The organism is Mycolicibacterium tusciae, from assembly GCF_002086795.1.
In the GTDB taxonomy this organism is placed as follows: domain Bacteria; phylum Actinomycetota; class Actinomycetes; order Mycobacteriales; family Mycobacteriaceae; genus Mycobacterium; species Mycobacterium tusciae.
The window spans coordinates 1-25,078 of sequence record NZ_MVIM01000031.1 but is presented as its reverse complement, the minus strand read 5'-3'; the positions used below and the strand labels follow the sequence as shown (position 1 = coordinate 25,078).

The following is a 25,078-nucleotide window of genomic DNA, read 5'->3' as shown; positions in this document are numbered from 1 at the left end:
GCGGCACCGGCAACAGCGAAAGCGGAATTGCAGGCGCGTCGCGCCGTAACGCCTCGACCGGGTCGGGCGACTTCACAGACATCGGCCTGGACTACGCACGGGTCGCGCAAACGCGTTAGCCTCGTCACGAGTCGGCAGCAGCCCACGGGCTCTAGCAGGAAGCACACACGCCACATATGAGCGGACATACCTCCTCACTTCGGCAGATCGCGAAGATCGCGTTCGCCGGCGTCGTGATCGGCCTGGGCGCGCTGGCCGCTTCGACCCAGGCCAACGCGCAGCCGGCACCACCGCCGCCGCCCCCGGGTCAACCGCTACCGCCGGGCCAGCCCGTGATGGAGGTTCCTGGAGCCGAACCGGTCGCCGCGCCCGCACCGCCGCCGGTCGGTGCGCCGGCCGTGCCCCAGGTCGCCAACCAGCAATATGGGCAGGGCAACACGTCGGGGCCGTTGGGCTTCCTCCGCGACGCCTGGCACATGGCCCAGGATCCGCAGAACTACAACGGCACCATGCAGCCCGGCGATGTGAAACCGCAGGCGCCTCCACCCGGAGCCGGTCCGGCGCCGCAGCTGCCACCCGGATACCAGTCGCTGACCGACCCGGCGTCCAACGGTGCTCCTGTTCCGGAGAAGAACTACGCGGGCGGACCGCCGCTACCGGAGGGCTACCACCCGCTCACCGGCCCGCCACCGCCGGGTTACTTCGATGCGCCGCCGCCTCCGGGCGCGATAGCTCCGGTCGACCCGAACGCAATCCCGCCGGGCGGCCCGATTCCCGTCACGCCGTAGCGGTCATGCCAGCGCGGGGATGACCTCGCGCTCGAACAGTTCGATGCCGGTGCGGTCGTACGCGGCCTCGGGAAAGTACATGATCGCGTATTCGCAGCCCAGTTCCCGCATGCGCGTGAGCTTCTCGATGGCTTGTTCGGTTGTGCCAGTGGCGGATTCAGGAGCGCTGACGGTGCCGAGCATGGCGTCGACGGCGGATCCGTCCGCCTTGGTCACCTGCTGGGCGCGCAGCCGTGCCAAGCGCTCCTTGACGTCGCTCTCCGAGGTGCCGATGACGGCGTTGAAGTTGGACGACCGCACGATCGCCTCGTAGTCGGTGCCCACGGCCCGGCAGTGTTCGGCCAGGATCTGCGACTTGTGCACGAAGCTGTCGGGATCCGACGTGAAGTTGGTGTACTGGGCGTACTTCGCGGCGATGCGCAGCGTCACCTTCTCGCCGCCACCGGCGATCCACAGCGGAGGCCCGCCGTCCTGCAACGGCTTGGGCGCGACGATCGCGCCGTCGACCTGATAGTGCTTGCCAGCGAGGCTTACCCGCCCGTCGCGCCAGGCGTCGCGCATGATCTGGACGCCCTCGTCGAGCATGGCGAGCCGGGTACCGGCTGACGGAAACCCGTAGCCGTAGGCCTCCCACTCGTGCTGATACCAGCCGCCGCCGATCCCCATCTGGACCCGGCCACCGGAGATGACGTCGGCCGTCGCGGCGACCTTCGCCAGGTACACCGGATTGCGGTAGCCCATCGCCGTACACATCTGGCCGAGCTTGATGCGGGATGTGCTCGCGGCGTAGGCCGACATCAGCGACCACGCCTCATGGGTCGCCTCGTCCGTCGGCACGGGAACGGTGTGGAAATGGTCGTACACCCACAGCGAATCCCAGGGGCCCGCGTCGGCGTACGCGGCGAGGTCACGCATGATCGGCCATTGCTGCTCGGTCGGGATGTCCACGAGATCGAGACGCCAGCCCTGCGGGATGAAGAGTCCAAAGCGCATGGCTTGCAACTCTATGCAAACAACGGCGGGGGCCGCCATCCTCCGAATACCGCTTCCAGCCGACCCGCGACTGCAAGCGCCGTCGCGTCCTGCCACGGTCTCGCCACGATCTGCACACCGACGGGCAGACCCTCCTTCGAGGTGCCGCAGCGGACCACTGCCGCAGGCCAGCCGGTCAGGTTGTGCGCCATCAGATGGGAGAAGTCCGAGATCTCGACGAGCCCGTGATGGTGGGGCTTGGCCGCGGTCGGCATCGCGGGTCCGACGATCACGTCGTAGTCGGCCATGAACTCGAGCATCTCGATGCGGTACGTGTCGATGTCGGCCAGCCTGCTTCGCGCGTCGGACAGCGAGAACTCGACCAGCCGCGCCTGCTCGAGGAACTCAGCAAGTTCCTCGGAGGGATCGGTGGCCCCGATGGCGGCCAGATCCGCTTCGAACCCCCGGCCCCGATCGCCGCCGAGGAACACCGACTCCCACAACAACTCCATGGTGCGTACCAGGCAGGGCGGGCTGTTGTGCTCGACGATGCCGACCATTCCCGTCAGCGCCTGCACCACATCGCTGACGACGGCGGCGACGTCGTCGTCGGGCGGCGAGATGCCGTCGTCGAGATACGTGGCGACGCGCAGGGCGGAGACGTCGACGTCGTCCGGGTCGCCGAGCGGCGCGGGCACCGCGTACGGATCGCGCAGATCAGGACCGTTCATGATCGACAGGCCCAGATGAAGGTCGGCCACCGCCCGGGCGAGCGGGCCGTAGCAGTTGAACGGGCCGAAGATGCCGAGCGCGTCGCCGAACACACTGCCGGTGCGCGGGATTCGGCCGTGGGTGGGCTTGAGGCCGGCGACACCGGTGTTGTGACACGGCTGCCGGATGCTGCCGCCGCCGTCGGACCCCACGCTCAGTGCGGCGCCGCCGGCGGACACCAGGGCCGCCGATCCGCCGCTGCTACCGCCGGGTGTGCGCGACAGGTCGAACGGATTGTTGGTGCGGCCGTAGACGCTGTTGTTGGATTCGCCGCCGCGGCCCATCTCGGGGACGTTCGTCAGGCCGAGCACGATGGCGCCTTCGCCGCGCAGCCTGGAGACCGCCGTCGCATCCTTGTCTGCGATCGCACGCAGCACCGGACTTCCGCCCGAACACTGAAGCCCCGCGACGTGCATGACGTCTTTGACCACAACCGGCAGTCCGTGCGCCCGGCCGAGCGGGGCGCCGCGGGCGACGCGATCGTCGGCTTCGGCCGCGGCCGCCAGGCACTGCTGGGGGTCGGTGGCCTGCACGAGCGCGTTGAGGGCGGGGTTGACTGCCTCGATTCGCGCGAGGTGCGCGTGGACGACGTCACGGCACGAAACCGTGCCCGCCGCCATGAGCGCGATCAGCTGATGGGCCGGCAACTGACAGAGATCCGTCATGCTCGCTCGTCTCGTACTTCCCCGGTTTTCCGCAGGCGTCACGTGGCAGTGTTCACCAGATACGCAGTGGTCGGGCCGTTATCAGGCTGCAATGGCGACATCTGATCCATCGGCATCGCGGAAGCCGGATCGGTGTTATATGGTGTGGCTCACATAGCGAAGATCGATGTGATGTATGTCACAAAGGAGGCGGTTGTGGGCCGTGACCCGATGACGGGGTTGGAGTCGCACCCGGTTCGTGCAGACAGCCACCACCACGTCCGATGGTTCTATGTCCTGCTGCTCGTCGTGATCGCGATTGCCGCGATCGCGGGCATCGTCAGCACCATGGCGATGGGACAGCCGCAGGTGGCATTCGTCATCGGCCTCGTCGCCGTGGCGTTCTTCTCGCGGATCGGCTGCTGACCCAGGTCAGACGCACTTGACGGGGGCCGGCGCTAGCCTGGCGCCATGGCCCTCTCCAAGGAAGAACGCGAACAGTTTCTGGCCGAGCCCCACGTTGGGGCGCTCTCGGTGAGCGCTGGTGACAAGCGCGGACCGCTGACCGTGCCGATCTGGTACCAGTACAACCCCGGCGGTGAACCATGGATCCATACGGGTGCCGGCTCGCGCAAGCATCGCCTGATCGAGACGCAGGGCGAGTTCACTCTGATGGCCCAGCGTCTCGAGCCGACGGTGCGCTACGTCGCGGTCGACGGCCCGGTCAGCCGCATCGAACCGGCCACCGACGAACAACTCGTCGAGATGGTCAAGCGCTACCTGCCGCCGGACAAGGTCGACGGTTACCTCGAATTCGCCCGCCGCGAGCACGGCGAGGGCGTCGCCATCTTCATGAAGCCGCAGCACTGGCTCTCGTCCGACCTGGGAGCGGTCTAACCCTTCGGATAGAGCGCGGCCACCTCCGGCAGGCTGACCTTCAGCGCGGGGTTGCGCGGCAGCTCGTCGACGACGGTGAAGGCCACGGGCACGTTGTAGGCCGGCAGCTCCTGGCGGACAAGGTCTTTCAGTTCATCGCTCGGTGGCGCCGTCATACCCTCGACGACTTCGATCGCGGCGAACGGCACCTGGCCCAGCCGCGGGTCAGGTACGCCGACCACACACGCGTCACGCACGGCGGGATGCGAGATCAGCACGCGCCGAACGGTTTCCGGCATGATCTTGAACCCGCCGCGGTTGATCGCACCGTCGGCCCGACCGTGCAGGTAGACGAAGCCGTCGGTATCGATGGAGGCGATGTCAGTGGTACGGATCCAATCCGGACTGATCGGCGCCACCTTCGCTTCGAGCAGACCATGCTCGCCGGCGGGCAGTTCCACGCCGGTATCCGCGTCGACGATGCGGACCTCGGTGTCGGGCAACGCCCTGCCGACGCTGTCACGTTTGGATTCACCGAACTCGTCGACGAGGTCCGGCGTCCAGGCACACAGCGATCCGGCGAATTCCGTTGCACCGTAAGCCAACCGGATGGGGATGCCGAAGTGCTCCTCGAATTCGACGCGGGTCTGCGGATCGAGTGGCCCCGAGGCACTGATCAGGAACTCCAGCGACGCCAGATCCTCTTTGGCGACCTCGGCGTCCAGCAGCATGCGCACCACAGCGGGCTGCACACCGGAACGCGTGATGCGGTGCGTCTTGATCACGTCGACGAATCCCTCGACCGAGAAGCGTTCCAGCATCACGATCCGCCTGGCGTTGTAGACACCCGCGACGAGTTGGCAGACGCCGATACCCCCGAACTGCCAGTACGCCAGTTCCGGAGGCGCATCCGACGGTGCGGTCTCCCCGCTGGTCACGCTGAACACCGTGCGCGCCAGCACCGGCGTCATGATCGCTTGCCGCTTCGGCGGTCCGGTGGTGCCGCTGGTCAGGATCTGCAGTGCCACACCGGGTTCGACGTCGGCGTGCTTTCGCGACGGGTCTCGCCGCTCGAGGCCCTCGACCAGTGACACCGTCGGGTCGGTCAGCGAAATGGCCACACCCGCACAACCTGCCCGCATGCATGCCGCGATGACCTCGTGCGTCCAGTCCTCGCGATCCGCGATGATCGCCGACAGTTCCAGCTTCTCGATGTCGCGGCCGATCGCCTCGGGCGACTGGAAGGAGTAGATCATCGAGACCGGGCGGCCGATGGCGAGAAAGCCGACGATCGCGGCAGCGTGCTGCAGTCGGTTGCGGACCACGAGACCGACGGGTGCGCCGTCGGCGACATCAGCGCTGCGCAAGACGTCGGCGATGGCGGCACCGTATGCGGCGACCTCGTCGCCGGTGTACCACCGCCCCTCGAACTGGATGCACTGACGGTCGCCGTAGCTCGCCAAGCCCGCGGCGAACGATTCGGTGAAGCTCCCGGGCACCCCGTCAATCTAGCGAATCAAGCCCTCTGCGCGACCGCCGAGATGCTTTGCCAAGAATCGGTCGGCCCGGCGATAGAAATCGAGGCGGTTCTCGGGCTTGACGAGGCCGTGACCTTCGTTCTCGTACAAGGCGTACTCGTAGTCGATGTCGTGCGTCTTCATCGCCGCGACGATCTGTTCCGATTCCGCCTGTTTCACCCGTGGATCGTTCTCGCCCTGGGCAATCAGGATGGGGATGGCAATGTTGTCGACCTTGGACAGCGGCGAGCGTGACCACAGGAAGTCCTCGTCGTCGCCGACCCGTTTGTGGAACATCGACAGCAGCGGTTTCCAGTACTCGGGTATCGACGCGATGAGGGTGTTCAGGTTCGACGGACCGACCATCGAGATCGCGCACCTGAAGACGTCGGGGGTGAACGTCGCACCGATCAGTGCGGCATAGCCGCCGTAGGAGCCGCCGTAGATCGCGACGTGGTCGCGGTCGACGATGCCTTGTGCGACAAGGTGTTCGACGGCGTCCAGCAGGTCGTCGTGCATCTTGGCGCCCCATTCGCGATCTCCGGCGTTGAGGAAGTTCTTGCCGTAGCCGCTGGAGCCGCGGAAATTCACGTGCACGCACACGTAGCCCCGGTTCGCCAGCCACTGCGCCTCGGGATCCAGCCCCCACGCGTCGCGGACCCACGGTCCGCCGTGCACGGTGAGTACCGCGGGTAGACCCGAGCGCTCGACCTCCGCCGGGAAGGTCAGATAGCCGTGGATCGTCAGCCCGTCCCGCGCCGTGAAACTGAACGGTTCCATCGGCACCAGCGGGTAGTCGTTGAGCTGAGGTCGATGGTCGAACAGGAACTTCGCCGTCTTCTTTTCACGGTCCCAGGTGTAGAACTTCACCGGGCCACTGTCGTCGTCGAAGGTCACGAGCCACGTCGTGTCATCGTTGCTTCGATCGGTGATCGACAGGTCGCCGCTGCTCAGTCGTTGCAGTGCTTCGATGTCACCACGGACCGCGTCGTCGAACACCTGATACTCCAGGCGATCCCGGTACACCAGCACGGCCTCGACCTCGCGGGTGTCCGGGTTCAACATCGCGCCCGCGATGTCGTAATCCGGATCCTCGGCGATCACGTCGAAACCACCCGTCGCCGTGTCCATCTTCACCAGGCGACCGGTGTTGGCGTCGACGGAGGTCTGGACATACATGCTGTGGCCGTCTCTGGTGAAGCCCAGCGGTCCCGACGTCTCCGCATCTTCCGGCGGCACCTGCAACAGCGGGCGCCAGTCCGACGCCTCGTCGTCACGCACCAGGAACACCGCGCCACCGTCGGGCAGTGGCTGCACGGCGCCGCGAACCTTCAGGTCGGGGTCCACGACCCAACCGACGAAACCGGGGTTCTCGACGATCTTCTCGAGCTCTCCCGTCGTCAGATCCAGGCGGTAAACGTCGTGCAGCTGAGGGTTGTCCTTGTTCAGGCCGAGGAGCACGACGTTGGGAAATTCCTTGCGATGCGCGATGATCTGGCATTGCACCTCGTCGAACGGAGTCAGGTCGCGCTCAACGCCCGTCTCCAAGTCGACGTCGAAGAGCCGGAAGTTCTCGCTGCCGTCTTTGTCCCGCACGTACATGATGCGGCTGCTGTCGTGCGCCCAGAAGTACCCCTGGATCCCGCGTTCGGTGTCGTGTGTGACCGGTCGTTCGTTGTCCGCCCCGGCGTCGCCGACGAACACGTTCATCACGCCGTCCAGCGGCGCCATGTACGAAAGCCGCTTGCCGTCCGGCGAGATCTGCGCTCCCGCCCGCTCTGGGTTGCCAAGCAGCACTTCGAGCGGAATGAACTTCACGTCGGCCATCGGACTATCGTCACCGATCCGGTGAACAGACGCAAAAACCCCCGAAAGTTACGGCTTCCGGGGGTTTTCGCGTCTGCTGACGCTAAAGCAGCGACTTCGGCGGGTTGAAGCGGTCGCCGTACTTGGCGGCCAACTCCTTGGCGCGCGCGACGAACCCGTCCTTGCCGACGCCGCCCGGACCCTCGTAGCCGACGATGAACTGTGCTGACCCACCGGTGTACGGCGGGAAGCCGATGCCCATGATCGAGCCGATGTTGGCATCGGCGGTCGACGTGAGAACGCCTTCGTCGAGGCACTTCTGGGTTTCCAGCGCCTCGGCGAACAGCATCCGGTCGATCATGTCCTGCAGTGGGATCTCGCTGCTGCCGGACTTGAACGTCTCACCCAATCCCGACCACAGACCGGTGCGCTTACCGTCGACGTACTCGTAGAAGCCGGCGCCCTTGAGCCGCGACGGCCGGTCGAGTTCGATCATCTTCTCGACGACGGCCTCGGCCGGGTGCGGCACATAGGTGCCACCATCGTCTTCGACTCCCTTACGGGAGGCGACGGCGATCTTGTGCATCAGCTCGAGATTCAGCTCGTCGGACAGCTGCAGCGGCGGCGCCGGGTAGCCGGCCTGCGAACCCGCCTGCTCGATGCTGGCAGGCGCGACGCCCTCACCGAGCATCGCCAGCGCCTCGTTGACGAAGGTGCCGATGACGCGGCTGGTGAAGAAGCCACGGCTGTCGTTGACCACGATCGGCGTCTTGCCGATGGCCAGCGTGTAGTCGAACACGCGGGCCAGCGCCTCGTCAGAGGTCTTCTCGCCCTTGATGATCTCGACAAGCGGCATCTTGTCGACCGGTGAGAAGAAGTGGATGCCGATGAAGTCCTCCTGGCGCTTCACGCCGGTCGCCAGACCGGTGATCGGCAGTGTGGAGGTGTTCGAGCCGAGCAGCGCATTGGGCTCGACGATGTCCTCGATTTCCTGGAACACCTTGTGCTTGAGGTCCTGGCTTTCGAACACCGCCTCGATGACGAAGTCGACGCCCTTGAAGTCGGCGGCGTCGGCAGTCGGGGTGATGCGGGCCAGCAGCGCATCGGATTTCTCCTGCGTGGTCTTGCCCCGCTCCAGCGCCTTGGCTTCGAGCTTCTCGGAGTAGCCCTTACCTTTCTGCGCGGCCTCGATCGAAACGTCCTTGAGCACGACGTCGAACCCGGCCTTCGCCGAGACGTAGGCGATGCCGGCGCCCATCATGCCCGCGCCGAGCACACCGATCTTGTTGATCTTGACCGGCGCGATGCCGTCAGGCCGCGACCCGCCGCCGTTGATGTGCTGCAGGTCGAAGAAGAACGCCTGGATCATGTTCTTGGCGGTCTGCCCGGTGACCAACTGCGTGAAATAGCGGCTCTCGATCCGGCTGGCGGTGTCGAAGTCCACCTGAGCGCCCTCGACGGCCGCGTCCAGGATGGCCCGCGGCGCTGGCATCGGCGCGCCCTTGAGTTGCTTCTTCAGCAGCGCCGGGAACGACGGCAGGATGCCCGCCAGCGCTGGGCTCGATGGTGTGCCGCCGGGCATCTTGTAGCCCTTGGCGTCCCACGGCTGGGTGTGGGCCTCGGGGTTGGCCTTGATCCACGCCTTGGCGGCGGGAACCAACTCGTCGACGGACGGCAGCACCTCGTCGACCAGACCGACCTCCTTGGCCTTGCCGGGCTTGAAGCGGGTGCCCTGGCTCAGCACCTCCATGAACGCCTTCTGGATGCCGAACATCCGCACGCTGCGGGTGACCCCGCCACCGCCGGGCAGCAGCCCGAGCGTCACCTCGGGGAAGCCGACGACCGCACCGGGCACGTCGGCGATGATCCGGTGATGGCACGCCAGCGTGATCTCCAACCCGCCACCGAGCGCGGCGCCGTTGATAGCCGCGACAACGGGCTTCCCAAGGGTTTCCAGCTTGCGCAGGTCGGCCTTGATGCCCTCAACGGTGCTGAAGAACTCGCCGGCGTCCTCGGGCTGGGCCTTCACCATCGCGGTCAGGTCACCGCCGGCGAAGAAGGTCTTCTTGGCGCTGGTGATGACGACACCGATGATCGAATCCTTTTCGGCGACAAGGCGTTCGACCGCGTTGTGCATCGACTCGGAGTAGTGCTCGTTCATCACGTTGGCCGAACCGGTCGGGTCGTCGAGCGTCAGGGTGACGATGCCGTCGGCATCCTTGTCCCACGTGATCGTGTTCTCTGCCATGGTCTTAAACCCTCTCGATAATGGTCGCGACACCCATGCCGCCGCCGATGCACAGCGTGACGAGCGCGCGGCGCGCGTTGCGACGCTCGAGCTCGTCGACCATGGTTCCGGTGATCATGGCGCCGGTGGCGCCCAGCGGGTGACCCATCGCGATGGCGCCACCGTTGACGTTCAGCTTCTCGTCGGGGATGTTCAGGTCCTTCTGGAACTTCAGCACCACCGAGGCGAAAGCCTCGTTCAGCTCGAACAGGTCGATGTCGTCGACCGTCAGCCCCGCACGGTCCAGCACCTTCTTGGTGGCCGGCGTCGGGCCGGTCAGCATGATGACCGGATCGGCACCGCTGGTGGCGGTGGCGACGATGCGGGCGCGCGGGGTGAGGCCCTGCGACTTGCCTGCCTTTTCGCTACCAACGAGCACCAGGGCGGCGCCGTCGACGATGCCGGAGCTGTTGCCGCCGGTGTGGACGTGATTGATCCGCTCGACGTTGTGGTACTTCTGCAGCGCCACATCGTCGAAGCCGCCCATCGCGCCGACGCCGTCGAACGCGGTCTTCAGCTTGCCGAGGCCCTCGAGGGTGGTGTCGGCGCGCATGTGCTCGTCGTGGTCGAGGATGACCAGACCGTTCTGGTCCTTGACGGGGACGACGGACTTCGCGAAGTAGCCGCCCGACCACGCCGCGGCGGCCTTCTCCTGCGACCGCAGCGCGTAGCGGTCGACGTCCTCGCGGCTGAAGCCCTCGATGGTGGCGATCAGATCGGCGCCGATGCCCTGCGGGACGAAGCCGATGCGGTAGTTGGTCTCCGGGTCGGTGGCCCAGGCGCCGCCGTCGGAGCCCATCGGGACGCGGCTCATCGACTCGACGCCGCCGGCCAGCACCAGGTCGTCCCAGCCGGAGCGGACCTTCTGCGCCGCGGTGTTCACGGCCTCCAAGCCGGACGCGCAAAAGCGGTTGAGCTGGAATCCGCCGGTGGTCTCGGGCAGCTTGGCCACCAGCGCTGCGGTGCGGGCGATGTCGCCACCCTGGTCGCCGACGGGCGATACGACGCCGAGGATGAGGTCGCTGATGAGGTTCTCGTCCAGGTCGGGAAAGCGGGTGCGTAGCTCGTCGATGAGGCCGACGACCAGGTTGACGGGCTTGACCTCGTTGAGGGCGCCGTTCTTGTTCTTGCCGCGAGGCGTGCGAATCGCCTCGTAGATGAAGGCTTCTTCAGACATGAAGATATTTCCTGTTCAGATGGGTTTGTTGGGAGCCGGCCCACATGGGCGACGGTGGTCCTCTGCCCGCAGCCTAACAGCCCCACCCAACCTGTTGGTTGGGCGGCCTAACTACCCGCCTGACAGCACTACCTACCGCGCGAACGTGGGTTACCCGCACAGCAATCGCCGGATCTGCGTGCGGGTAACCCACGTTCGGCAGAGACGGGTCAGGCCGACTGCGGCTCTTCCAACTCGGTCAACGTCGGGTAGTCCGTGTAGCCCGCCGGGCCCGGCGCGTAGAACGTCGCAACGTCGGGTTCGTTCAGTTCGGCTCCCAGCAGCAGGCGATCGATCAGGTCGGGATTGGCCAGGAAGGCGCGTCCGACCGCCGCCGCACTGATCGCGCCCCACTCCGCGAAACTCTCCAGCTGGCAGAAGTCGGTTCCGGTGTCCCTGCCGGTGTTCAACACCAGCGGGTCCGACCACAGCGCGCGCAACAAACCGAAGGTGCGCGCCGTCGGGTCGATCAACACGTGCAGGTAGGCAATGCCCAAGGGCGCGATCCGTTGCAGCAGCGCCTCGTACGCCGACACCTCGTCCACCTCACGCATGTCACCCGCGGAGCCTCCCGGCGAAATGCGTAGGCCGACACGTCCAGCGCCGATCTCGTCGACGACGGCTTCGACCACTTCGGCCGTCAACCGCGCGCGGTTCTGTGGCCCACCGCCGTAGCCGTCGTCACGACGGTTGGTCACATCGGAGAGGAACTCGTGCAGCAGATATCCGTTGGCCGAATGAATCTCGACGCCATCCATCCCTGCGTCGACAGCGCGACGCGCAGCGGCACGGAAATCGGCGACGATGCCGGCGATCTCGTCGGTGCGCAGGGAGCGCGGCACGGGAAGCGGGCTCTTGCCCGTCGGTGTGTGCGCTGCCATGTTGGCGGCGATCGCGGATGGTGCGACGGTCTCGACACCGCTGATGTCGGGGTGTCCCATCCGGCCGACATGCCAGAGCTGAACGAACATCCGACCGCCCGCCTCGTGCACGGCGGCGGCGATCTCCGCCCACTGCTCCTGATGGCGGTCGGTGTACATGCCGGGCGTGTTCACATACGCGCCGTTGGCCGCTTCCGACACCGCGGTCGCCTCGCTGATGATCAGACCCGCGGCCGCGCGCTGGGCGTAGTACGCGGTGGCCAGGTCGGACGGCGTGCCGTCGGCGTGGGCGCGCGATCTGGTCAGTGGCGCCATGAAGATCCGGTTGGGGGCGACGGTGTCGCCGACTCGGACGGGTTTCAGCAGGGATGCGTCGGGATCGAGTGTGAAGGCCACGCCGCAGTAAGCGCTGTCGAGTCCGCTTTCATTCCTGGCCTACGCTCGAAAGCCATGACCGAGCCTCATGTCGCCGGCCGGGCGGCTCCGGTGAAGCGGCTGCAGCCCTATGCGGTAACCATCTTCGCCGAGATGTCGGCGCTGGCTGCACGCGTCGGCGCCGTCAACCTGGGGCAGGGCTTCCCCGACGAGGACGGCCCTCCGGCGATGCTCAAGGCCGCCGAGGAGGCGATCGCCGAGGGCGTGAACCAATACCCGCCGGGCCTGGGCATCGCGCCGCTGCGCGAGGCGATCTCCGCGCAGCGCAAACGCAACTTCGGCACCGACTACGACCCCGACTCCGAGGTGCTCGTCACGGTCGGCGCCACCGAGGCCATCGCCGCCTCGGTGATAGGCCTCGTGGAACCCGGCTCAGAGGTGTTGTTGATCGAGCCGTTCTACGACTCGTACTCCCCCGTGCTCGCGATGGCGGGATGCGAGCGGCGGGCGGTACCGATGATGCAGAACGGCGGACGCGGAATTGCCGGCTCGGCCGGCGGTGGTTTCGCCATCGATGTCGACGGTCTGCGCCGCGCGGTGACGCCGAAGACCAGGGCGCTGATCGTCAACTCCCCGCACAACCCGACGGGCATGGTCGCCAGCGACGCCGAGCTCGCGGGCATCGCCGAACTCGCCGTCGACAAAGACCTTCTGGTCATCACCGACGAGGTCTACGAGCATCTGGTGTTTGACGATCACAAGCATGTTCCGCTGGCCAACTATCCCGGCATGGCCGAGCGCACGATCACCATCTCGAGTGCGGCGAAGATGTTCAACGTCACCGGCTGGAAGATCGGATGGGCCTGCGGCCCAGCCGAACTCATCGCCGGTGTCCGCGCAGCCAAGCAGTACCTGACGTATGTCGGTGGCGCGCCGTTTCAGCCCGCGGTCGCCCACGCGCTCAACACCGAAGACGCATGGGTGACAGCGTTGCGGGATTCTTTGCAGGCCAAGCGCGACAAACTGGGCTCGGCGCTCGCCGAACTGGGCTTCGAGGTGCACGACAGCTTCGGCACGTACTTCCTGTGCGCCGACCCCCGCCCGCTGGGCTTCCACGACAGCACGGAGTTCTGCGCACAGCTGCCCGAGAAGACGGGTGTGGCGGCCATCCCGATGGCGGCGTTCTGCGATCCGCTGAGTGCGCACTTCGCGCAGTGGAACCATCTGGTGCGCTTCGCCTTCTGCAAGCGTGACGAGACACTCGACGAGGCGATCCGCCGGCTGTCGTCGATAAGACGTGACGGGCGCCATCTGTGACGATGGACCGGTGGCGGAACCCGGCAGGCCGATAGCATCGCCTCTGCGCGCCCGCATCGACGAATTGCTGGCGGGGGTGGACGCGGACCTGCAGACCGGCTACCCCGGCGACGGCGACGCCACCCAACCCGTGCACACCGTGTACGTCAGCGCCGCCGATGCCACACCCCAGATACCGCAGGAGTGGGGCGCGGCCGCCGCCGATCTGTTGGACACCCACCGTGACCTCGTCACCGAACTCAGCGGAGCGGATGCGGTCGACATCGTGGCACGCCGATTGGAGTCCGCGCCGATCCAGGATCTGCGCCTGGACTTCGAAGACGGCTATGGACGTCGTTCCGACGACACCGAGGACCGCGACGCCCGACGCGCCGGTCACACCCTCGCGGCACTGGGGACCGACGTCTGCGGTATCCGCATCAAGGGATTGACGTCCGCGGAACGCAACCGCGCGGTCCGAACCCTCGAGCTGGTGCTCGACGCGGCGGGCGCCGTCCCGTCGGGTTTCGTCTTCACGGTGCCGAAGCTGCGAGCGGCCGAACAGGCCACGGCGGCCGTGTGGCTGTGCGAGGCCCTCGAACACGCGCACGGCCTGCCGGACGGCACCTTGCGATTCGAGCTGCAGATCGAGAGTCCGCAGGCGATTCTCGGCGCCGACGGCACCGCCACCGTCGCGAAGGCTTTGCACCGAAGCGCGGGCCGCTGCCTTGGATTGCATTACGGCACCTACGATTACAGCGCAGCCTGCGGTATCGCGCCGCAGCAGCAGGCGCTGGACCATCCTGTCGCCGATCATGCGAAGGCCGTCATGATGGCCGCCGCGGCGCAGACCGGTGTGCGCGTCGTCGACGGGTCCACGCAGGTAACGCCCGCCGGCACCGGTGAGGAGGTCCGATCGGCGATCCGGCGCCATCACCACCTGGTCACCCGTTCCCTCGAACGTGGCTACTACCAGGGCTGGGACATGCACCCGGGCCACCTGGTGACGCGCTGGCTGGCCACTGTCACGTTCTTCCGCGCGGCCCTGGCAGCGGCCGCGCCCCGCCTGCAGGCCTACCTGGACCGCCGCGGCGGCGCGATCGTCGACGAGCCGGCGACGGCCGAGGCGCTGGCAACCGTCGTGTTGCGCGGGCTCGGTGTCGGCGCGTTCGCCATCGGGGACGTGTTGGCCCTCGCCCCTGGTGCCGACCTCGCCGTCCTGCGAAACCTGAAGGAACGCAAGCACTCATGACCGATTCCGCACCGGATTTCACCTGGCTCCCCGACCTTGCGCTGCGCACGGCAGGCGGCGCGGTCGTGTGGGCCAACGACGACTCGTTCGCCGAGAAGGAGAACCTGATCAAGCCGGGGCCGGCGAAGTATCAGCCGGCCACGTTCGGACATCGCGGCCAGATCTACGACGGCTGGGAGACCCGACGCCGCCGCGAACCCGGTTTCGACGAGGCGATCGTGCGGCTCGGCGCACCCGGGGTGATCCGCGGCGTGGTCATCGACACCGCCTGGTTCAAGGGCAATTTCCCGCCGGAGGCGTCGCTGGACGCGCTCGAGGTCGAGGGTTATCCGACCGCGGAAGAGCTTGTCGCCGAAGCGGGTTGGGAAAGCACCGTCGACCGCGCCAAGGTCTACGGCGACAGCCGCAACCCCTTCGAGGTGACCTCCGAACGTCGTTGGACGCACGTCCGGTTGCGCATCTATCCCGACGGCGGTGTGGCACGGTTGCGCGTCCACGGCGAGGGCCGGCCCGACCGCCGGTTCCTCCGCAGCGGACTGGTCGATCTGGCCGCACTGGAGAACGGTGGGTTGGTGTTGGACTGCTCCAACCGGTTCTACAGCTCGCCGCAGAACCTGATCTTCCCCGGGCTGGCCAAGGTCATGGGCGACGGCTGGGAGACGGCGCGCCGACGCGACGACGCCAACGACTGGGTGCACATCCGGTTGGCAGGGCCGGGCCGGGTGCGACTGGTGGAGGTCGACACCTCGTACTTCATCGACAACAGTCCCGCCGCAGCATCGCTGAAGGGCCTTGACCCGCAGGGTGAATGGGTGGAACTGCTCCCCCGGACCAACTTGCTGCCCGACACCAGGCACCGCTTTCTGATCAACACCGAAGCGACCGTGTCCGAGGCCCGGCTGGACATCTACCCCGACGGTGGTCTGGCCCGGTTGCGGATGTTCGGGGATCTGCTGTGAGTGACTACCCGCGCGACATGATCGGTTACGGGGCGCATCCGCCCGACCCACGGTGGCCCGGCGACGCCGCCATCGCCGTCCAGTTCGTGCTCAATTACGAGGAGGGAGCCGAGAACTGCGTCCTCGACGGTGACCCGGCCTCGGAAACGTTCCTGTCCGAGATCACGCCTGCCGAGCCCTTCGACGATCGGCACATGAGTATGGAGTCGCTCTACGAGTACGGCTCGCGGGCCGGATTGTGGCGGATCCTGAGCATTTTCGAGAACCGGGGACTGCCGCTCACGATCTTCGCGGTCGCCCGCGCCATGCAACGCAACCCCGAGGCCGTCGCGGCGTTCACCGAACTCGGCCACGAGGTCGCCTGCCACGGACTGCGCTGGAAGTCCTACCAGCTGATCGACGAAGACACCGAGCGCGCACACATGGCCGAAGCGGTCGTCATCCTGACCGACCTCGTCGGCGCCCGTCCGCTCGGCTGGTACACCGGCCGGGATTCGCCACACACCCGCGACCTGGTCGTGGAGCACGGCGGCTTCGTCTACGACTCCGACTCCTACGCCGACGACCTGCCCTACTGGGTCCGTGTCCGCGAGACCGATCACCTCGTCGTGCCCTATTCGTTGGACACCAACGACATGCGCTTCGCATCGCCCGCGGGCTTCGCCAACGGTGACGAGTTCTTCGCACATCTGCGGGACGCCTTCGACGTGCTCTACGCCGAAGGCCTTGCGGGCCAACCGAAGATGCTGTCGATAGGTCTGCACTGCCGCATCGTCGGACGTCCCGCGCGCGCCGCGTCCCTGCAACGGTTCCTCGATCACGTGCAGACCCACGACCGGGTGTGGATTGCGCGACGGATCGAAGTCGCCGACCATTGGCGCGCCACTCATCCCCCGGGCGTGTAGTCCTTCGCAGGCGGTGCGGCGAACTCGCCGCGCTTCGACGTACCCAGGCCCATGCCTACCAGCGACTGCACGGTCAGTGTCGCGGCGCTGACACCATCGACCACGGGCACGCCGAGCTCGACGGAAATCTGCGCACACATGTCCGCCATCCCCGCGCATCCCAGCACCACGACATCGGAGCCGTCGGCCTCGATCGCGTCATGGCAGGCCTCGGTGACGACCTTGCGGGCAAACGGATCGGTGTCGAGATCGAGCACCGGGATATCACAGGCATGGATACCGCGGCAGAACCGTTGCATACCATAGTGTTCCGCGAGATCAGCGGCGCGCCCCATGGTACGGGCAAGCGTGGTCACGATACTGAAGCCGCGGCCCAGGTGACTCGCGGTGTGCATGGCCGCCTCGGCGATACCGATCACCGGACCCTGCGCCAGCTCGCGGGCAGCGTCCAAACCGGGATCACCGAAGCAGGCGATCGCGTAGCCGTCGACGCCCTCGCGCTCACCTCGTGCGACCACTTGAAGCAGCCCAGGCACACTCATCGCCTCGTCGTAATGGCTCTCGATCGACGACGGCCCACTCTTTGAGGTGACGCCGGTGACCGAGGTGTCCGGTGCGACGACGGCACGGGCACATCTTTCGATCGTGGCCGTCATCGAAGCGGTGGTGTTCGGGTTGATCACCCAGATCCGTGTCACGACACCGATTCTGCGACCAGTGCGTCGCGGGTCGCCATCAGGTAGTAGACGACGAACGCCACACCGCAACCGATGAACCAGCTGTACTGCGCTGCGGTGTGCATACCCACCACTGAACCGCCCAGCAGAACAGGAATCACGGCAAGCGCGGCGCCGATGGCGGTGGCGATCACCGCAACCTTGTTGTACCCCTTGGTGTACCAGTACTTGCCGCCCTCATCCATGGTGAAGAGGTCATCGACGACCACCTTCTGCTTGCGGACCAGGTAGTAGTCGGCGATCAGCACACCGAACAGTGGGCCGATGAACGCGCCGAGAGTTTCCAGTGTGTAGTGGATGACCTCGGGATTGGCGTAGAGGTTCCACGGGGTGATGAGCACCGATCCGACGGCAGCGATCATGCCGCCCGCGCGCCAACTGATCCGCTGCGGACTGACGTTGGAGAAGTCGAACGCCGGGCTGATGAAGTTGGCGACGATATTGATGCCGATGGTGGCAATCGTGAACGTCAGCGCGCCAAGCACGATGGCGAAGGTCGAGTCGATTCGCGCCACTGTTTCGACCGGGTCGGTGATCAGTTCACCGAACACCGGCAGCGTCAGCGAGGCGGTGACGACCACCAGCACCGAGAACACCAGGAAGTTGACGGGCAGGCCCAGGAGGTTGCCCTTCTTGACGGCCGCGAACGACTTGCCGTACCGCGAGAAGTCACCGAAGTTGAGCATCGGTCCGGAGAAGTAGGACACCACCAGTGCGATGGCACCGAGCATCACCGGAAGCGAGGACCATCCGGTATAGGTGACATCGCCCAGATTGAGATCGATGGCGCCCCAACCCGCTTTGGCGATCAGGTAGCCACACAGGATGAACATCACGACGTAGACGGCGGGCCCGCAGAAGTCGATGAACTTGCGGATCGACTCCATGCCACGCCAGAACACGCAGGCCTGCAGCACCCACAACAGCAGGAAGCTGCCCCAGCCAAGCAAGGAAAGTCCGGCGAATCCGTAGTTCTCGACCTCCGCGTACGGCATGAGGCCGGGGAACAGCTTGAGCAGCACGATATCCAGCGCTGCCGAGGCCAGGTAGGTCTGAATGCCGTACCACGCCACGGCGATCAGCCCTCGGATGATCGCCGGGATGTTCGCGCCCAGGACGCCGAACACGGTGCGGCAGATCACCGGATAGGGCACCCCGGCCGCTTGGCTGGGCTTGGCGACCAGGTTGCAGAAGAAATAGACGATCGTGATGCCGACCAGCAGCGCCACCAGCACTTGCCAACTGGCGAGGCCGAGCGCGAACAGGCTGCCCGCGGTCACATATCCGCCGACGCTGTGCACGTCGGACATCCAGAAGGCGAAGATGTTGTATGACGTCCACGTCTGCTTGCCGAGCGGGGCGAGGTCCTCGTTCGTCAGGCGTGGGTCGTAGCCCGGTTTGATGACGCCGCCGCCGACCGGGTGGCCGGACGCTTCGACGAGGTCGCCCGCGCCGACAACCGCGCCCGGGGGCAGGTCCTTCGTAGTCTGAGGTGTGTCGAGGTCGGTCATGCGCGGACGCTATCCACGACGTATTGCACAGGTATTTCCTGCGAACTACCTGGCTATTGCGCGGAAGATATATTCGGCGCCACGAGTAGGCCGGTGTCGGTCGGCAGCGTCGCGATCACCGAGTTGAGTCGCTGTGCGTGCACCTCGGCGGTGACGAGCAATTGCTCGACGTCGCCGGCGAGGAACAATTCCACCATCTGAAGATGATCTGCGTGCAGTGCCGTGCGCTGATCCGGGGAGACATGCACCATCGATTGCACGGGTTCGGTTACGTTCCAGGCTGATTCGAGCATGTGCAGCAGCCTGTGCATGCGCGACGGGCGGGTCAACGCGAGATGGAACTCGCGGCTCTGGCGGTGGTAGGTGACGGGATCGTCGTCATGAATGGCCTGTTGCAGAGCGTCGTGGGCAGCGACGACGGCGGCGCGGTCCGTGTCAGTGGCATTGGCCACCGACGCTGCGAGCGCTGCTGCCTCCAAAGTCTCACGCACGATGTACATCTCGCGCAGCTCCTGTGGAGTCAGCTGCGCGACCGAGTAGCCGAAGTTGCTGCGGTGGGCAACGAGTCCCTCACCGATCAGTGTCTTCAGCGCCTCACGGACCGGGATCTGGCTCACGCCGAACAGATCGGCAACCTCGGCCAGTGGGATGTGGGTGCCGGGCAGAACCGCGCCGTCGAGGATGACGCGACGCAGCTCATCGAGAATGCTCTGCTGTGATCCACCTGGGGTCTTGACTGTCAGCCGGTCGACCAGAATCGAGTGGCGACGCATTCGATCACCGTAGGCACGCTATGTTGCGTCGATGTTGCGCGGCCCAAAGCGCTTCGAGGTCAGCCCTTTCCGTGCGCAGCGGGCTGAGCGAAAGCTCTGCGCCTAGGCGGTGCCCCGGGCCATCACACGCTGTCGGAGGCTCTCGGTCGCGATATCGAGCACCATTTGCTTGCCTCGCCGGACGAGGAAACGGGGAACCGGCGTCGCCAGATCAAGAATGATGTCGAACCGCACCCGCGTCTTGCCGTCGAGCTCCGGGGTGAGGTTGTACTCGGCATGCTGACCGCGCTGCTGACCGGTTTCGGTCGCGTCCCAGACCACCCAGTCGTCACCCCAGTGGTATTCCAGGAGCTCCTTGTCGGTGATCCCCATGATCCGGAACGTCGCCTTGACGTGGTGCGGTCTGCCGTCCGGATGGCGGTCCAGGACCTCGGTGTGCTTGTGCAACGGCGACCACGACGGCACATCCTCGATATCGGCAAGCGCTTCCAGAATTGCCTCAGGCGGGGCGTCGAAGACCACCTCTCGTGACGCACGGACAGTCATAGTGGCAAATCATAGCCACCTCGTGTGCCTCATGTAATGGAATTATCAGCTAACCCGCCTACCAGCCGATCTCGGTGACTGCCGTGGCTGCCTGCGGCGGGGGCCCGACCGGACCTGCCGGAGTGCGGGAGAACCGCGGCGCCGGAGCCGCCTGTTCGACGCCGTGCGCCGTCATCACCGTCGACCGCGCCAGTAGGTGTTCGTTCTGCGCCGCTTCTGTCCAGGTGAGTACCGGTGTGACGCATGCATCCGTGCCCGCGAAGACGGCCGTCCACTCATCGCGGGTCTTACTCGCGAACCGGTCGGTGAAGATCTTGAACATCTCTGGGTACGCGGCAACGTCGAACTGCTTGGGCACCTCCTCGGAGGACAGCCCGAGGCCGACGAGGAGCTGCGCGAAGAACTGCGGTTCGATCGAACCGACCGCCATGTATCCGCCGTCGGAGGTTTCGTAGGTGCGGTAGAAGGGGGCACCGCCGTCGAGCATGAACGACTCGCGGGTGTCTTTCAGCGTGCCTCCGGCTTTGATCGTCCACATCATCTGCGCCAGGATGCTGACGCCGTCGACCATGGCCGCATCGATGACCTGGCCAAGGCCCGAGCGCTCGCGTTCGTAGAGAGCGGTGACGATGCCCAGCAGCACCAGCATCGACCCACCACCGAAGTCCGCCACCAGATTCAGCGGCGCGACCGGCGGCCTGTCGCGGTATCCGATGGCCGACAGCGCACCGGTTTGCGACAGGTAGTTGATGTCGTGGCCGGCAGTCATGGCCAGGGGACCGTCCTGGCCCCAGCCGGTGATCCGCGCGAAGATCAGTCGAGGGTTCACGGCAGCACAGTCGTCAGGTCCGATACCGAGGCGTTCGCAGGTGCCGGGGCGGAAACAATCCAGCAGCACGTCGGCCTTGGCCGCGAGGTCGAGCAGAACCTGTGGCTCCTTCTTGACGTCGAGGTCGACCGTTCGCTTTCCACGGTGCATCAGGTCGATGTTCTCCGCGGGCATCTGTAGCCCGCCCGGCCGCCGTACCCGAACGACGTCGGCGCCCAGATCGGCCAGTACCATGCCCGCGTGCGGTCCCGGCCCGATACCGCCGAGTTCGACAACTTTCACTCCCGCCAAGGGGCCTGTGTTCGTCACGGGTGGACGCTAGCTCAGGCGCCCTTCTTCACCTTCAGCACCTGCTCGCGAAGGCCCTTGGTGGCAGTCTCCATCAGTCCCTTGGCTCCCCGTTTGATCAGGAAGCCGGGCAGGGGGACCGTCGGGTCGACCATCAATTCGAAACGCACCTGCGTCGAATCACCGTCGGGCGTCAGCGTGTAACGGCCGGTCTGGGCGCGCTGCTGCTTGGAGCTGACGAGAGTCCAGCCCACACCGTCGTCATAAACGGTGTAATCCAGCACCTGCTCGTCGGTTATGCCGACGATCTTGACGACCTGCCTGGACTTGCTCGGGCGTCCCGCCGCGTCGCGCTCGAGCACCTCGACCTTCTGATGGGTCGGTGACCACTCGGTCAACGTCTCCAGATCAGTCAACACATCCATGATCTCGCCGGGCGTCGCCTCGATGACGACGTCGCGCGTTTCTGTGACAGCCATGCCGGCTTAGTTCCACGGGTGCGCTCCGGCGAAACCCGTCAGCTGCCCTTCTTCACCTTCAGCACCTGCTTGCGCAGGCCGTCGGTGGCGGTTTCCATCGCACCTTTCATCGCCCGCTTGAGCACGAACCCGGGCATCGGCACCGACAGGTCGATGGTGATGTCGAACGTGACCTTGGTCTTGTCCCCTTCGGGCGTCAGCGTGTACGACGCGTCCTGCGCCTTCAGCGCACTGGCACTGATGAGAGTCCAGCTGGCCTTGTTGTCGGTCCAGGTGTATTCAACGACCTGTTCGTCGGTGATGCCGGCGGACTTCACCTTCATCTTCACGCGCCGGGGCCGGCCGTCGGCATGGGACTCCAGGATCTCCGCACTCTGATACTGCGACGACCAATCTGGTGTCGATTCGACGTCGGCGATGACGTCGAGGATCTCCTCGGGACTTGCCTCGATCACGACCTCGCGGGAATCGCTGGTAGCCATGGCGCGACCCTAGCCCGATACGGTTGACCGCATGGAACTTTGGGAGCTTTCGGCGCGTGAACGCATCCGCGACAGCCTCGCCCGCTACACCTGGTCCGGAGACGCGATGCGGCTGCCCGAGCTCGCCGAATCCTTCTGCGAGGACGGGGAGCTCGAGCTGCGCGGCGCCGCGCCGGTTCGGGGTCGCGTGGCCATCGTCGAATTCCTCGGTGGCGCCGTCGCATCGCCGAATGCGGCGGCTCAGGAATCGGGGATTCGGCGCATCGTTCGTCACAACGTGACGAACATCCGGTTCACCGGCATGACGCCGCAGCGGGCGAGCGTCGCCTGCTACTTCACCGTGTTCACCGAGATCGGGCTTGACCACTACGGCCGCTACCGTGACCTCTTCGTGCCGGTCGGTGACGAGTGGCTGATCCGCCACCGGTTCGTCTCGACCGACTGGCACGCCCCGAACTCGACCATGGCCGGCTAGCCGAAATCGGTAGGCTCATCGACTATGAGCGATGCCGTCGATCCGACAGTCCCGCCGAGCGGTACCGGGTGTGTTGAGTGCGATGAGCACGGCGGGTGGTGGGTGCACCTTCGGCGCTGCGCCGCGTGCGGACACATCGGTTGCTGTGACGACTCGTTGGCCCGCCACGCGTCGGCGCACTGGCGCTCCACCGGGCATCCGATCATCCGGTCCTTCGAACCGGGCGAGGACTGGTTCTGGAACTACGATTCGAATCGGTACTACGACGGACCCGAGCTCGTGGCCCCCGAAAGCCACCCCGAAGACCAGCCCGCCCCCGGACCTGCGGATCGGGTTCCCGGCAACTGGATGGCCCAGCTTCGGAGTCGCTCCGACTGAACTGGGTATTCGAGCGGCATGACTGAGACCAACCCCGACAAACCCGACACCACCGAGACCGAAGCCGGCCCCAGCGGTGCGGACGACGACGTAGAGAGCGACCCGGGCAAGGGTGACGAGGATGGCGCCGACTGGTCCGATGAAGGCGGCGCCACTCCTAGCGGCCCGGCCGACACCGGGGACCACACCCAGTAGCTAGAGCGATCGCCCCAGCTCCGACAATGTTTCGGCGCCAGTGTATTTCGGCTCCCAGCCCAGCTGGGTTTTCGCCTTACTCGTATCCATGACCACCGACGTGCGGCTCGCGTGCAGCCACTCCAGGGACGACGGGAGGAACGGAAGCCTGGCCATCAGTCCCGATGCGGCGGTGGCCGCAAACTGAGGCACACGAACGGGACGCGCGCCGAGTTCAGTGGCCACGTCCGAGATCGACACCACTCCATCACCGGCCAGGTTGTACGCGCCGGGAGGGGCAGAAGTGGTCGCGGCCAGCGCGATGGCGGAGGCGACGTCGTCGTGATGCACCAATTGCATCGGGACGCCCGGATCGGGCAGCAGCGGTTTCGGCAGTGGCAGCATCTGGGTCACCCGCTTGATGGGGCCGGGCAATTGATTCCACGGCATGACATCTGCCAGTGCGGGTGCCTTGGGCCCGGCGACGATGCACGGGCGCAAGACGTACACCTCGAGGTCGGACCCAGCCACGATCTCTTGCAGTGCGGCCTCGCAGGCCGCCTTCTGCTCGGAGTAGTAGTGCTCGGGCGAACCACGCGGCGGAACGTCCTCGGTGATCGGAGAAGGGTTGTCGGAATGGTAGCCATATGCGGCGACCGAGGAGGTGTAGACGAGGCGGCGAGGTCGCTGCGCGGCCACCGTCGCCTCGAACACGTTGCGTGTGCCCGCGAGGTTCACCCGAGCGCTCTCTTCGCGCGTGCCCATGATGATGAACGCCAGGTGCACGACGACATCCGCATCCGCGACCAGGTCGTCGACGTCGGCGCGCTCGGTGATGTCGCCCTGCCGGTACTCGGTTTTGGCCCAGCCCTGCCCCGCCGGGTCGAACGGCCGACGCGCCATCCCGATGATCCGCTCGACGACCGGATCGCGGTCCAGCGCGGTGACAGCCGAGATGCCAATTTCCCCCGTCGGGCCGGTGACGGCGACCGTGAGACCCATGCCGTCCAGGATGCCCGTCCACGCGGGATCGAAACGGAGACCGCCCGGCGCCAGATCGGCACCGTCCGTTAGTTACCTTGCGCCTCTTGAGAATTGATCTGTCACAGAAGCCACATTCGGTGGTCGGTTTGTCGGTGATCGAATGTATGTTCGAATCATGTTGGCGACTCGGGTTCAGGTGTTGATGGCCGCGTTGCGGTCCGCGCATGACGAGTTGGCCGCCTGTGACCTCGACATGCTGACCCACCGCGAACTGCTCGATGTGCTGGACGGGTTGGAGGAGTTGTCTTGTCAGCTGCCCACCCAGTGGCATCGCGCCCTGGCCCGGTTGCAGGCCGAGACCACGCCTAAAGAGTTGGGCGCCAAAAACTGGAAGGACGTGTTAAAGATCCGGTGGCGCATCTCCGCGGGCGAGGCCCACCGCCGGCTGAGCGAAGCTGAGGAGCTGGGGCCGCGCCAGGCCTTCAGCGGTGGTGAGCCGCTGGCGCCGGTGCTGGCCGCGACCGCAGCCGCGCAGGCGACGGGGTTGATCAACGGTGAGCACGTCAAGGTGCTGCGCGAGGCGATCCGGCGATTGCCCGGATTCGTGGATGCCGTGACGCGCGAACAATTCGAAACCGACCTAGTGCGGGTGGCGGTCGGGGTCGGCCCCAAGGAACTCAAAGACACCGCAGAGCTCAGATTGTTCCTGCTCGACCAGGACGGCCCCGAACCCGACGACACCGAACGCGCCCGCAAACGCGGGATCACCATCGGCAAACAGGGACGCGACGCAATGAGCACGGTGACCGGAAATCTCACCCCCGAAGCCCGGGCAGTCTGGGAGGTGATCTTCGCCAAATACGCCGCGCCTGGAATG

At 66.1% G+C, this 25,078-nt stretch carries 26 protein-coding genes; 11 read left to right on the top strand and 15 right to left on the bottom strand.

From position 1 onward, the window contains the following. Window positions 1–176 precede the first annotated feature (176 nt). On the top strand, window positions 177–788 hold the full coding sequence (locus tag BST47_RS29260) for a hypothetical protein (protein WP_083129252.1): 612 nt from the start codon (window positions 177–179) through the stop codon (window positions 786–788). A gap of 3 nt (window positions 789–791) precedes the next feature. Here the strand turns inward: BST47_RS29260 and BST47_RS29255 are convergent, their stop codons facing one another. After that, window positions 792–1,781, bottom strand: a complete 990-nt coding sequence (locus BST47_RS29255) for an LLM class F420-dependent oxidoreductase (protein ID WP_083129251.1) — start codon at window positions 1,779–1,781, stop codon at window positions 792–794. Window positions 1,782–1,792: 11 nt separating this feature from the next. Beyond that, a complete protein-coding gene (locus BST47_RS29250) occupies window positions 1,793–3,196 on the bottom strand; it encodes an amidase (RefSeq protein WP_083129250.1) in 1,404 nt (467 codons plus the stop codon). Between the two features lie 171 nt (window positions 3,197–3,367). Here BST47_RS29250 and BST47_RS29245 point away from each other — a divergent pair, with 171 nt between their 5' ends. Beyond that, window positions 3,368–3,601 carry a hypothetical protein gene (locus BST47_RS29245; RefSeq protein WP_133056255.1) on the top strand — a complete coding sequence of 78 codons (234 nt, stop codon included), beginning with the start codon at window positions 3,368–3,370 and terminating at the stop codon, window positions 3,599–3,601. 45 nt (window positions 3,602–3,646) lie between these two features. Then, window positions 3,647–4,072, top strand: coding sequence for a pyridoxamine 5'-phosphate oxidase family protein (locus tag BST47_RS29240; protein ID WP_083129249.1), 426 nt, complete (start codon window positions 3,647–3,649; stop codon window positions 4,070–4,072). Here BST47_RS29240 and BST47_RS29235 read toward each other — a convergent pair. The 5 genes from BST47_RS29235 to BST47_RS29215 all read right to left on the bottom strand — a co-directional run bounded on the left by BST47_RS29235 (window position 4,069) and on the right by BST47_RS29215 (window position 12,154). Beyond that, a complete protein-coding gene (locus tag BST47_RS29235) occupies window positions 4,069–5,550 on the bottom strand; it encodes a class I adenylate-forming enzyme family protein (RefSeq protein WP_083129248.1) in 1,482 nt (493 codons plus the stop codon). The two genes, BST47_RS29240 and BST47_RS29235, sit on opposite strands and share 4 nt — an antisense overlap. A gap of 9 nt (window positions 5,551–5,559) precedes the next feature. Further along, on the bottom strand, window positions 5,560–7,395 hold the full coding sequence (locus BST47_RS29230) for a S9 family peptidase (RefSeq protein ID WP_083129247.1): 1,836 nt from the start codon (window positions 7,393–7,395) through the stop codon (window positions 5,560–5,562). An 82-nt stretch (window positions 7,396–7,477) separates the two neighbouring features. Continuing rightward, window positions 7,478–9,622, bottom strand: coding sequence for a 3-hydroxyacyl-CoA dehydrogenase NAD-binding domain-containing protein (locus BST47_RS29225; RefSeq protein WP_083129246.1), 2,145 nt, complete (start codon window positions 9,620–9,622; stop codon window positions 7,478–7,480). A 4-nt stretch (window positions 9,623–9,626) separates the two neighbouring features. Further along, window positions 9,627–10,838, bottom strand: a complete 1,212-nt coding sequence (locus BST47_RS29220; RefSeq protein WP_083129245.1) for an acetyl-CoA C-acetyltransferase — start codon at window positions 10,836–10,838, stop codon at window positions 9,627–9,629. A gap of 209 nt (window positions 10,839–11,047) precedes the next feature. Next, window positions 11,048–12,154 carry an alkene reductase gene (locus BST47_RS29215; RefSeq protein ID WP_083129244.1) on the bottom strand — a complete coding sequence of 369 codons (1,107 nt, stop codon included), beginning with the start codon at window positions 12,152–12,154 and terminating at the stop codon, window positions 11,048–11,050. 54 nt (window positions 12,155–12,208) lie between these two features. Between BST47_RS29215 and BST47_RS29210 the strand changes: the two genes are divergently transcribed. Genes BST47_RS29210 through puuE form a run of 4 tightly spaced genes read left to right on the top strand, consistent with a single transcriptional unit; the run spans window position 12,209 to window position 16,545 of the window. After that, complete coding sequence (locus BST47_RS29210; RefSeq protein WP_083129243.1) at window positions 12,209–13,450, top strand: pyridoxal phosphate-dependent aminotransferase; 1,242 nt, start codon at window positions 12,209–12,211, stop codon at window positions 13,448–13,450. Window positions 13,451–13,460: 10 nt separating this feature from the next. Beyond that, window positions 13,461–14,681: a DUF6986 family protein gene (locus BST47_RS29205; RefSeq protein WP_083129258.1), complete on the top strand. Its 1,221-nt coding sequence runs from the start codon at window positions 13,461–13,463 to the stop codon at window positions 14,679–14,681. Continuing rightward, a complete protein-coding gene (alc, locus tag BST47_RS29200; RefSeq protein WP_083129242.1) occupies window positions 14,678–15,640 on the top strand; it encodes an allantoicase in 963 nt (320 codons plus the stop codon). The genes BST47_RS29205 and alc overlap by 4 nt, the downstream gene beginning before the upstream one ends. 17 nt (window positions 15,641–15,657) lie before the next feature. Continuing rightward, window positions 15,658–16,545, top strand: coding sequence for an allantoinase PuuE (gene puuE / locus BST47_RS29195; protein WP_083129257.1), 888 nt, complete (start codon window positions 15,658–15,660; stop codon window positions 16,543–16,545). Here puuE and BST47_RS29190 read toward each other — a convergent pair. The 7 genes from BST47_RS29190 to BST47_RS29160 form a co-directional block, all read right to left on the bottom strand. Further along, window positions 16,527–17,243, bottom strand: coding sequence for an aspartate/glutamate racemase family protein (locus BST47_RS29190; protein ID WP_083129241.1), 717 nt, complete (start codon window positions 17,241–17,243; stop codon window positions 16,527–16,529). The two genes, puuE and BST47_RS29190, sit on opposite strands and share 19 nt — an antisense overlap. After that, window positions 17,240–18,793, bottom strand: coding sequence for an NCS1 family nucleobase:cation symporter-1 (locus BST47_RS29185; protein ID WP_083129240.1), 1,554 nt, complete (start codon window positions 18,791–18,793; stop codon window positions 17,240–17,242). The genes BST47_RS29190 and BST47_RS29185 overlap by 4 nt, the downstream gene beginning before the upstream one ends. Window positions 18,794–18,846: 53 nt before the next feature. After that, window positions 18,847–19,566, bottom strand: a complete 720-nt coding sequence (locus tag BST47_RS29180) for a GntR family transcriptional regulator (protein WP_083129239.1) — start codon at window positions 19,564–19,566, stop codon at window positions 18,847–18,849. A gap of 102 nt (window positions 19,567–19,668) precedes the next feature. Then, window positions 19,669–20,112 (bottom strand): SRPBCC family protein, encoded by a 444-nt coding sequence (locus tag BST47_RS29175; protein WP_083129238.1) that lies wholly within the window; start codon window positions 20,110–20,112, stop codon window positions 19,669–19,671. 58 nt (window positions 20,113–20,170) lie between these two features. Next, entirely contained in the window at window positions 20,171–21,250 is a 1,080-nt protein-coding gene (locus BST47_RS29170; protein ID WP_083129237.1) for a CaiB/BaiF CoA transferase family protein, read from the bottom strand. A gap of 14 nt (window positions 21,251–21,264) precedes the next feature. Continuing rightward, on the bottom strand, window positions 21,265–21,708 hold the full coding sequence (locus BST47_RS29165) for an SRPBCC family protein (protein ID WP_083129236.1): 444 nt from the start codon (window positions 21,706–21,708) through the stop codon (window positions 21,265–21,267). Between the two features lie 38 nt (window positions 21,709–21,746). After that, window positions 21,747–22,190, bottom strand: a complete 444-nt coding sequence (locus BST47_RS29160; RefSeq protein WP_083129235.1) for an SRPBCC family protein — start codon at window positions 22,188–22,190, stop codon at window positions 21,747–21,749. 31 nt (window positions 22,191–22,221) lie between these two features. On the opposite strand from BST47_RS29160, the gene BST47_RS29155 reads away from it, so the two are divergent. Genes BST47_RS29155 through BST47_RS30855 form a run of 3 tightly spaced genes read left to right on the top strand, consistent with a single transcriptional unit; the run spans window position 22,222 to window position 23,238 of the window. Next, entirely contained in the window at window positions 22,222–22,665 is a 444-nt protein-coding gene (locus BST47_RS29155) for a nuclear transport factor 2 family protein (RefSeq protein ID WP_083129234.1), read from the top strand. Window positions 22,666–22,689: 24 nt separating this feature from the next. Next, window positions 22,690–23,043: a UBP-type zinc finger domain-containing protein gene (locus tag BST47_RS29150; RefSeq protein ID WP_083129233.1), complete on the top strand. Its 354-nt coding sequence runs from the start codon at window positions 22,690–22,692 to the stop codon at window positions 23,041–23,043. An 18-nt stretch (window positions 23,044–23,061) separates the two neighbouring features. Then, entirely contained in the window at window positions 23,062–23,238 is a 177-nt protein-coding gene (locus BST47_RS30855) for a hypothetical protein (protein WP_165799863.1), read from the top strand. Here the strand turns inward: BST47_RS30855 and BST47_RS29145 are convergent, their stop codons facing one another. Beyond that, entirely contained in the window at window positions 23,239–24,219 is a 981-nt protein-coding gene (locus BST47_RS29145) for an NAD-dependent epimerase/dehydratase family protein (protein WP_083129232.1), read from the bottom strand. It lies immediately after the preceding gene. Window positions 24,220–24,361: 142 nt separating this feature from the next. On the opposite strand from BST47_RS29145, the gene BST47_RS29140 reads away from it, so the two are divergent. Further along, window positions 24,362–25,078 (top strand): DUF222 domain-containing protein (locus BST47_RS29140; RefSeq protein WP_122984571.1); only part of this gene is annotated, 717 nt, incomplete at its 3' end.

Coding starts and splice junctions, on each gene's coding strand:
- BST47_RS29260 (WP_083129252.1), top strand. CDS start 177: ATGAGCGGACATACCTCCTCACTTCGGCAGATCGCGAAGATCGCGTTC.
- BST47_RS29255 (WP_083129251.1), bottom strand. CDS start 1,781: ATGCGCTTTGGACTCTTCATCCCGCAGGGCTGGCGTCTCGATCTCGTG.
- BST47_RS29250 (WP_083129250.1), bottom strand. CDS start 3,196: ATGACGGATCTCTGTCAGTTGCCGGCCCATCAGCTGATCGCGCTCATG.
- BST47_RS29245 (WP_133056255.1), top strand. CDS start 3,368: ATGTATGTCACAAAGGAGGCGGTTGTGGGCCGTGACCCGATGACGGGG.
- BST47_RS29240 (WP_083129249.1), top strand. CDS start 3,647: ATGGCCCTCTCCAAGGAAGAACGCGAACAGTTTCTGGCCGAGCCCCAC.
- BST47_RS29230 (WP_083129247.1), bottom strand. CDS start 7,395: ATGGCCGACGTGAAGTTCATTCCGCTCGAAGTGCTGCTTGGCAACCCA.
- BST47_RS29225 (WP_083129246.1), bottom strand. CDS start 9,622: ATGGCAGAGAACACGATCACGTGGGACAAGGATGCCGACGGCATCGTC.
- BST47_RS29220 (WP_083129245.1), bottom strand. CDS start 10,838: ATGTCTGAAGAAGCCTTCATCTACGAGGCGATTCGCACGCCTCGCGGC.
- BST47_RS29210 (WP_083129243.1), top strand. CDS start 12,209: ATGACCGAGCCTCATGTCGCCGGCCGGGCGGCTCCGGTGAAGCGGCTG.
- alc (WP_083129242.1), top strand. CDS start 14,678: ATGACCGATTCCGCACCGGATTTCACCTGGCTCCCCGACCTTGCGCTG.
- puuE (WP_083129257.1), top strand. CDS start 15,658: ATGATCGGTTACGGGGCGCATCCGCCCGACCCACGGTGGCCCGGCGAC.
- BST47_RS29185 (WP_083129240.1), bottom strand. CDS start 18,793: ATGACCGACCTCGACACACCTCAGACTACGAAGGACCTGCCCCCGGGC.
- BST47_RS29180 (WP_083129239.1), bottom strand. CDS start 19,566: ATGCGTCGCCACTCGATTCTGGTCGACCGGCTGACAGTCAAGACCCCA.
- BST47_RS29175 (WP_083129238.1), bottom strand. CDS start 20,112: ATGACTGTCCGTGCGTCACGAGAGGTGGTCTTCGACGCCCCGCCTGAG.
- BST47_RS29165 (WP_083129236.1), bottom strand. CDS start 21,708: ATGGCTGTCACAGAAACGCGCGACGTCGTCATCGAGGCGACGCCCGGC.
- BST47_RS29160 (WP_083129235.1), bottom strand. CDS start 22,190: ATGGCTACCAGCGATTCCCGCGAGGTCGTGATCGAGGCAAGTCCCGAG.
- BST47_RS29155 (WP_083129234.1), top strand. CDS start 22,222: ATGGAACTTTGGGAGCTTTCGGCGCGTGAACGCATCCGCGACAGCCTC.
- BST47_RS29150 (WP_083129233.1), top strand. CDS start 22,690: ATGAGCGATGCCGTCGATCCGACAGTCCCGCCGAGCGGTACCGGGTGT.
- BST47_RS30855 (WP_165799863.1), top strand. CDS start 23,062: ATGACTGAGACCAACCCCGACAAACCCGACACCACCGAGACCGAAGCC.
- BST47_RS29145 (WP_083129232.1), bottom strand. CDS start 24,219: ATGGGTCTCACGGTCGCCGTCACCGGCCCGACGGGGGAAATTGGCATC.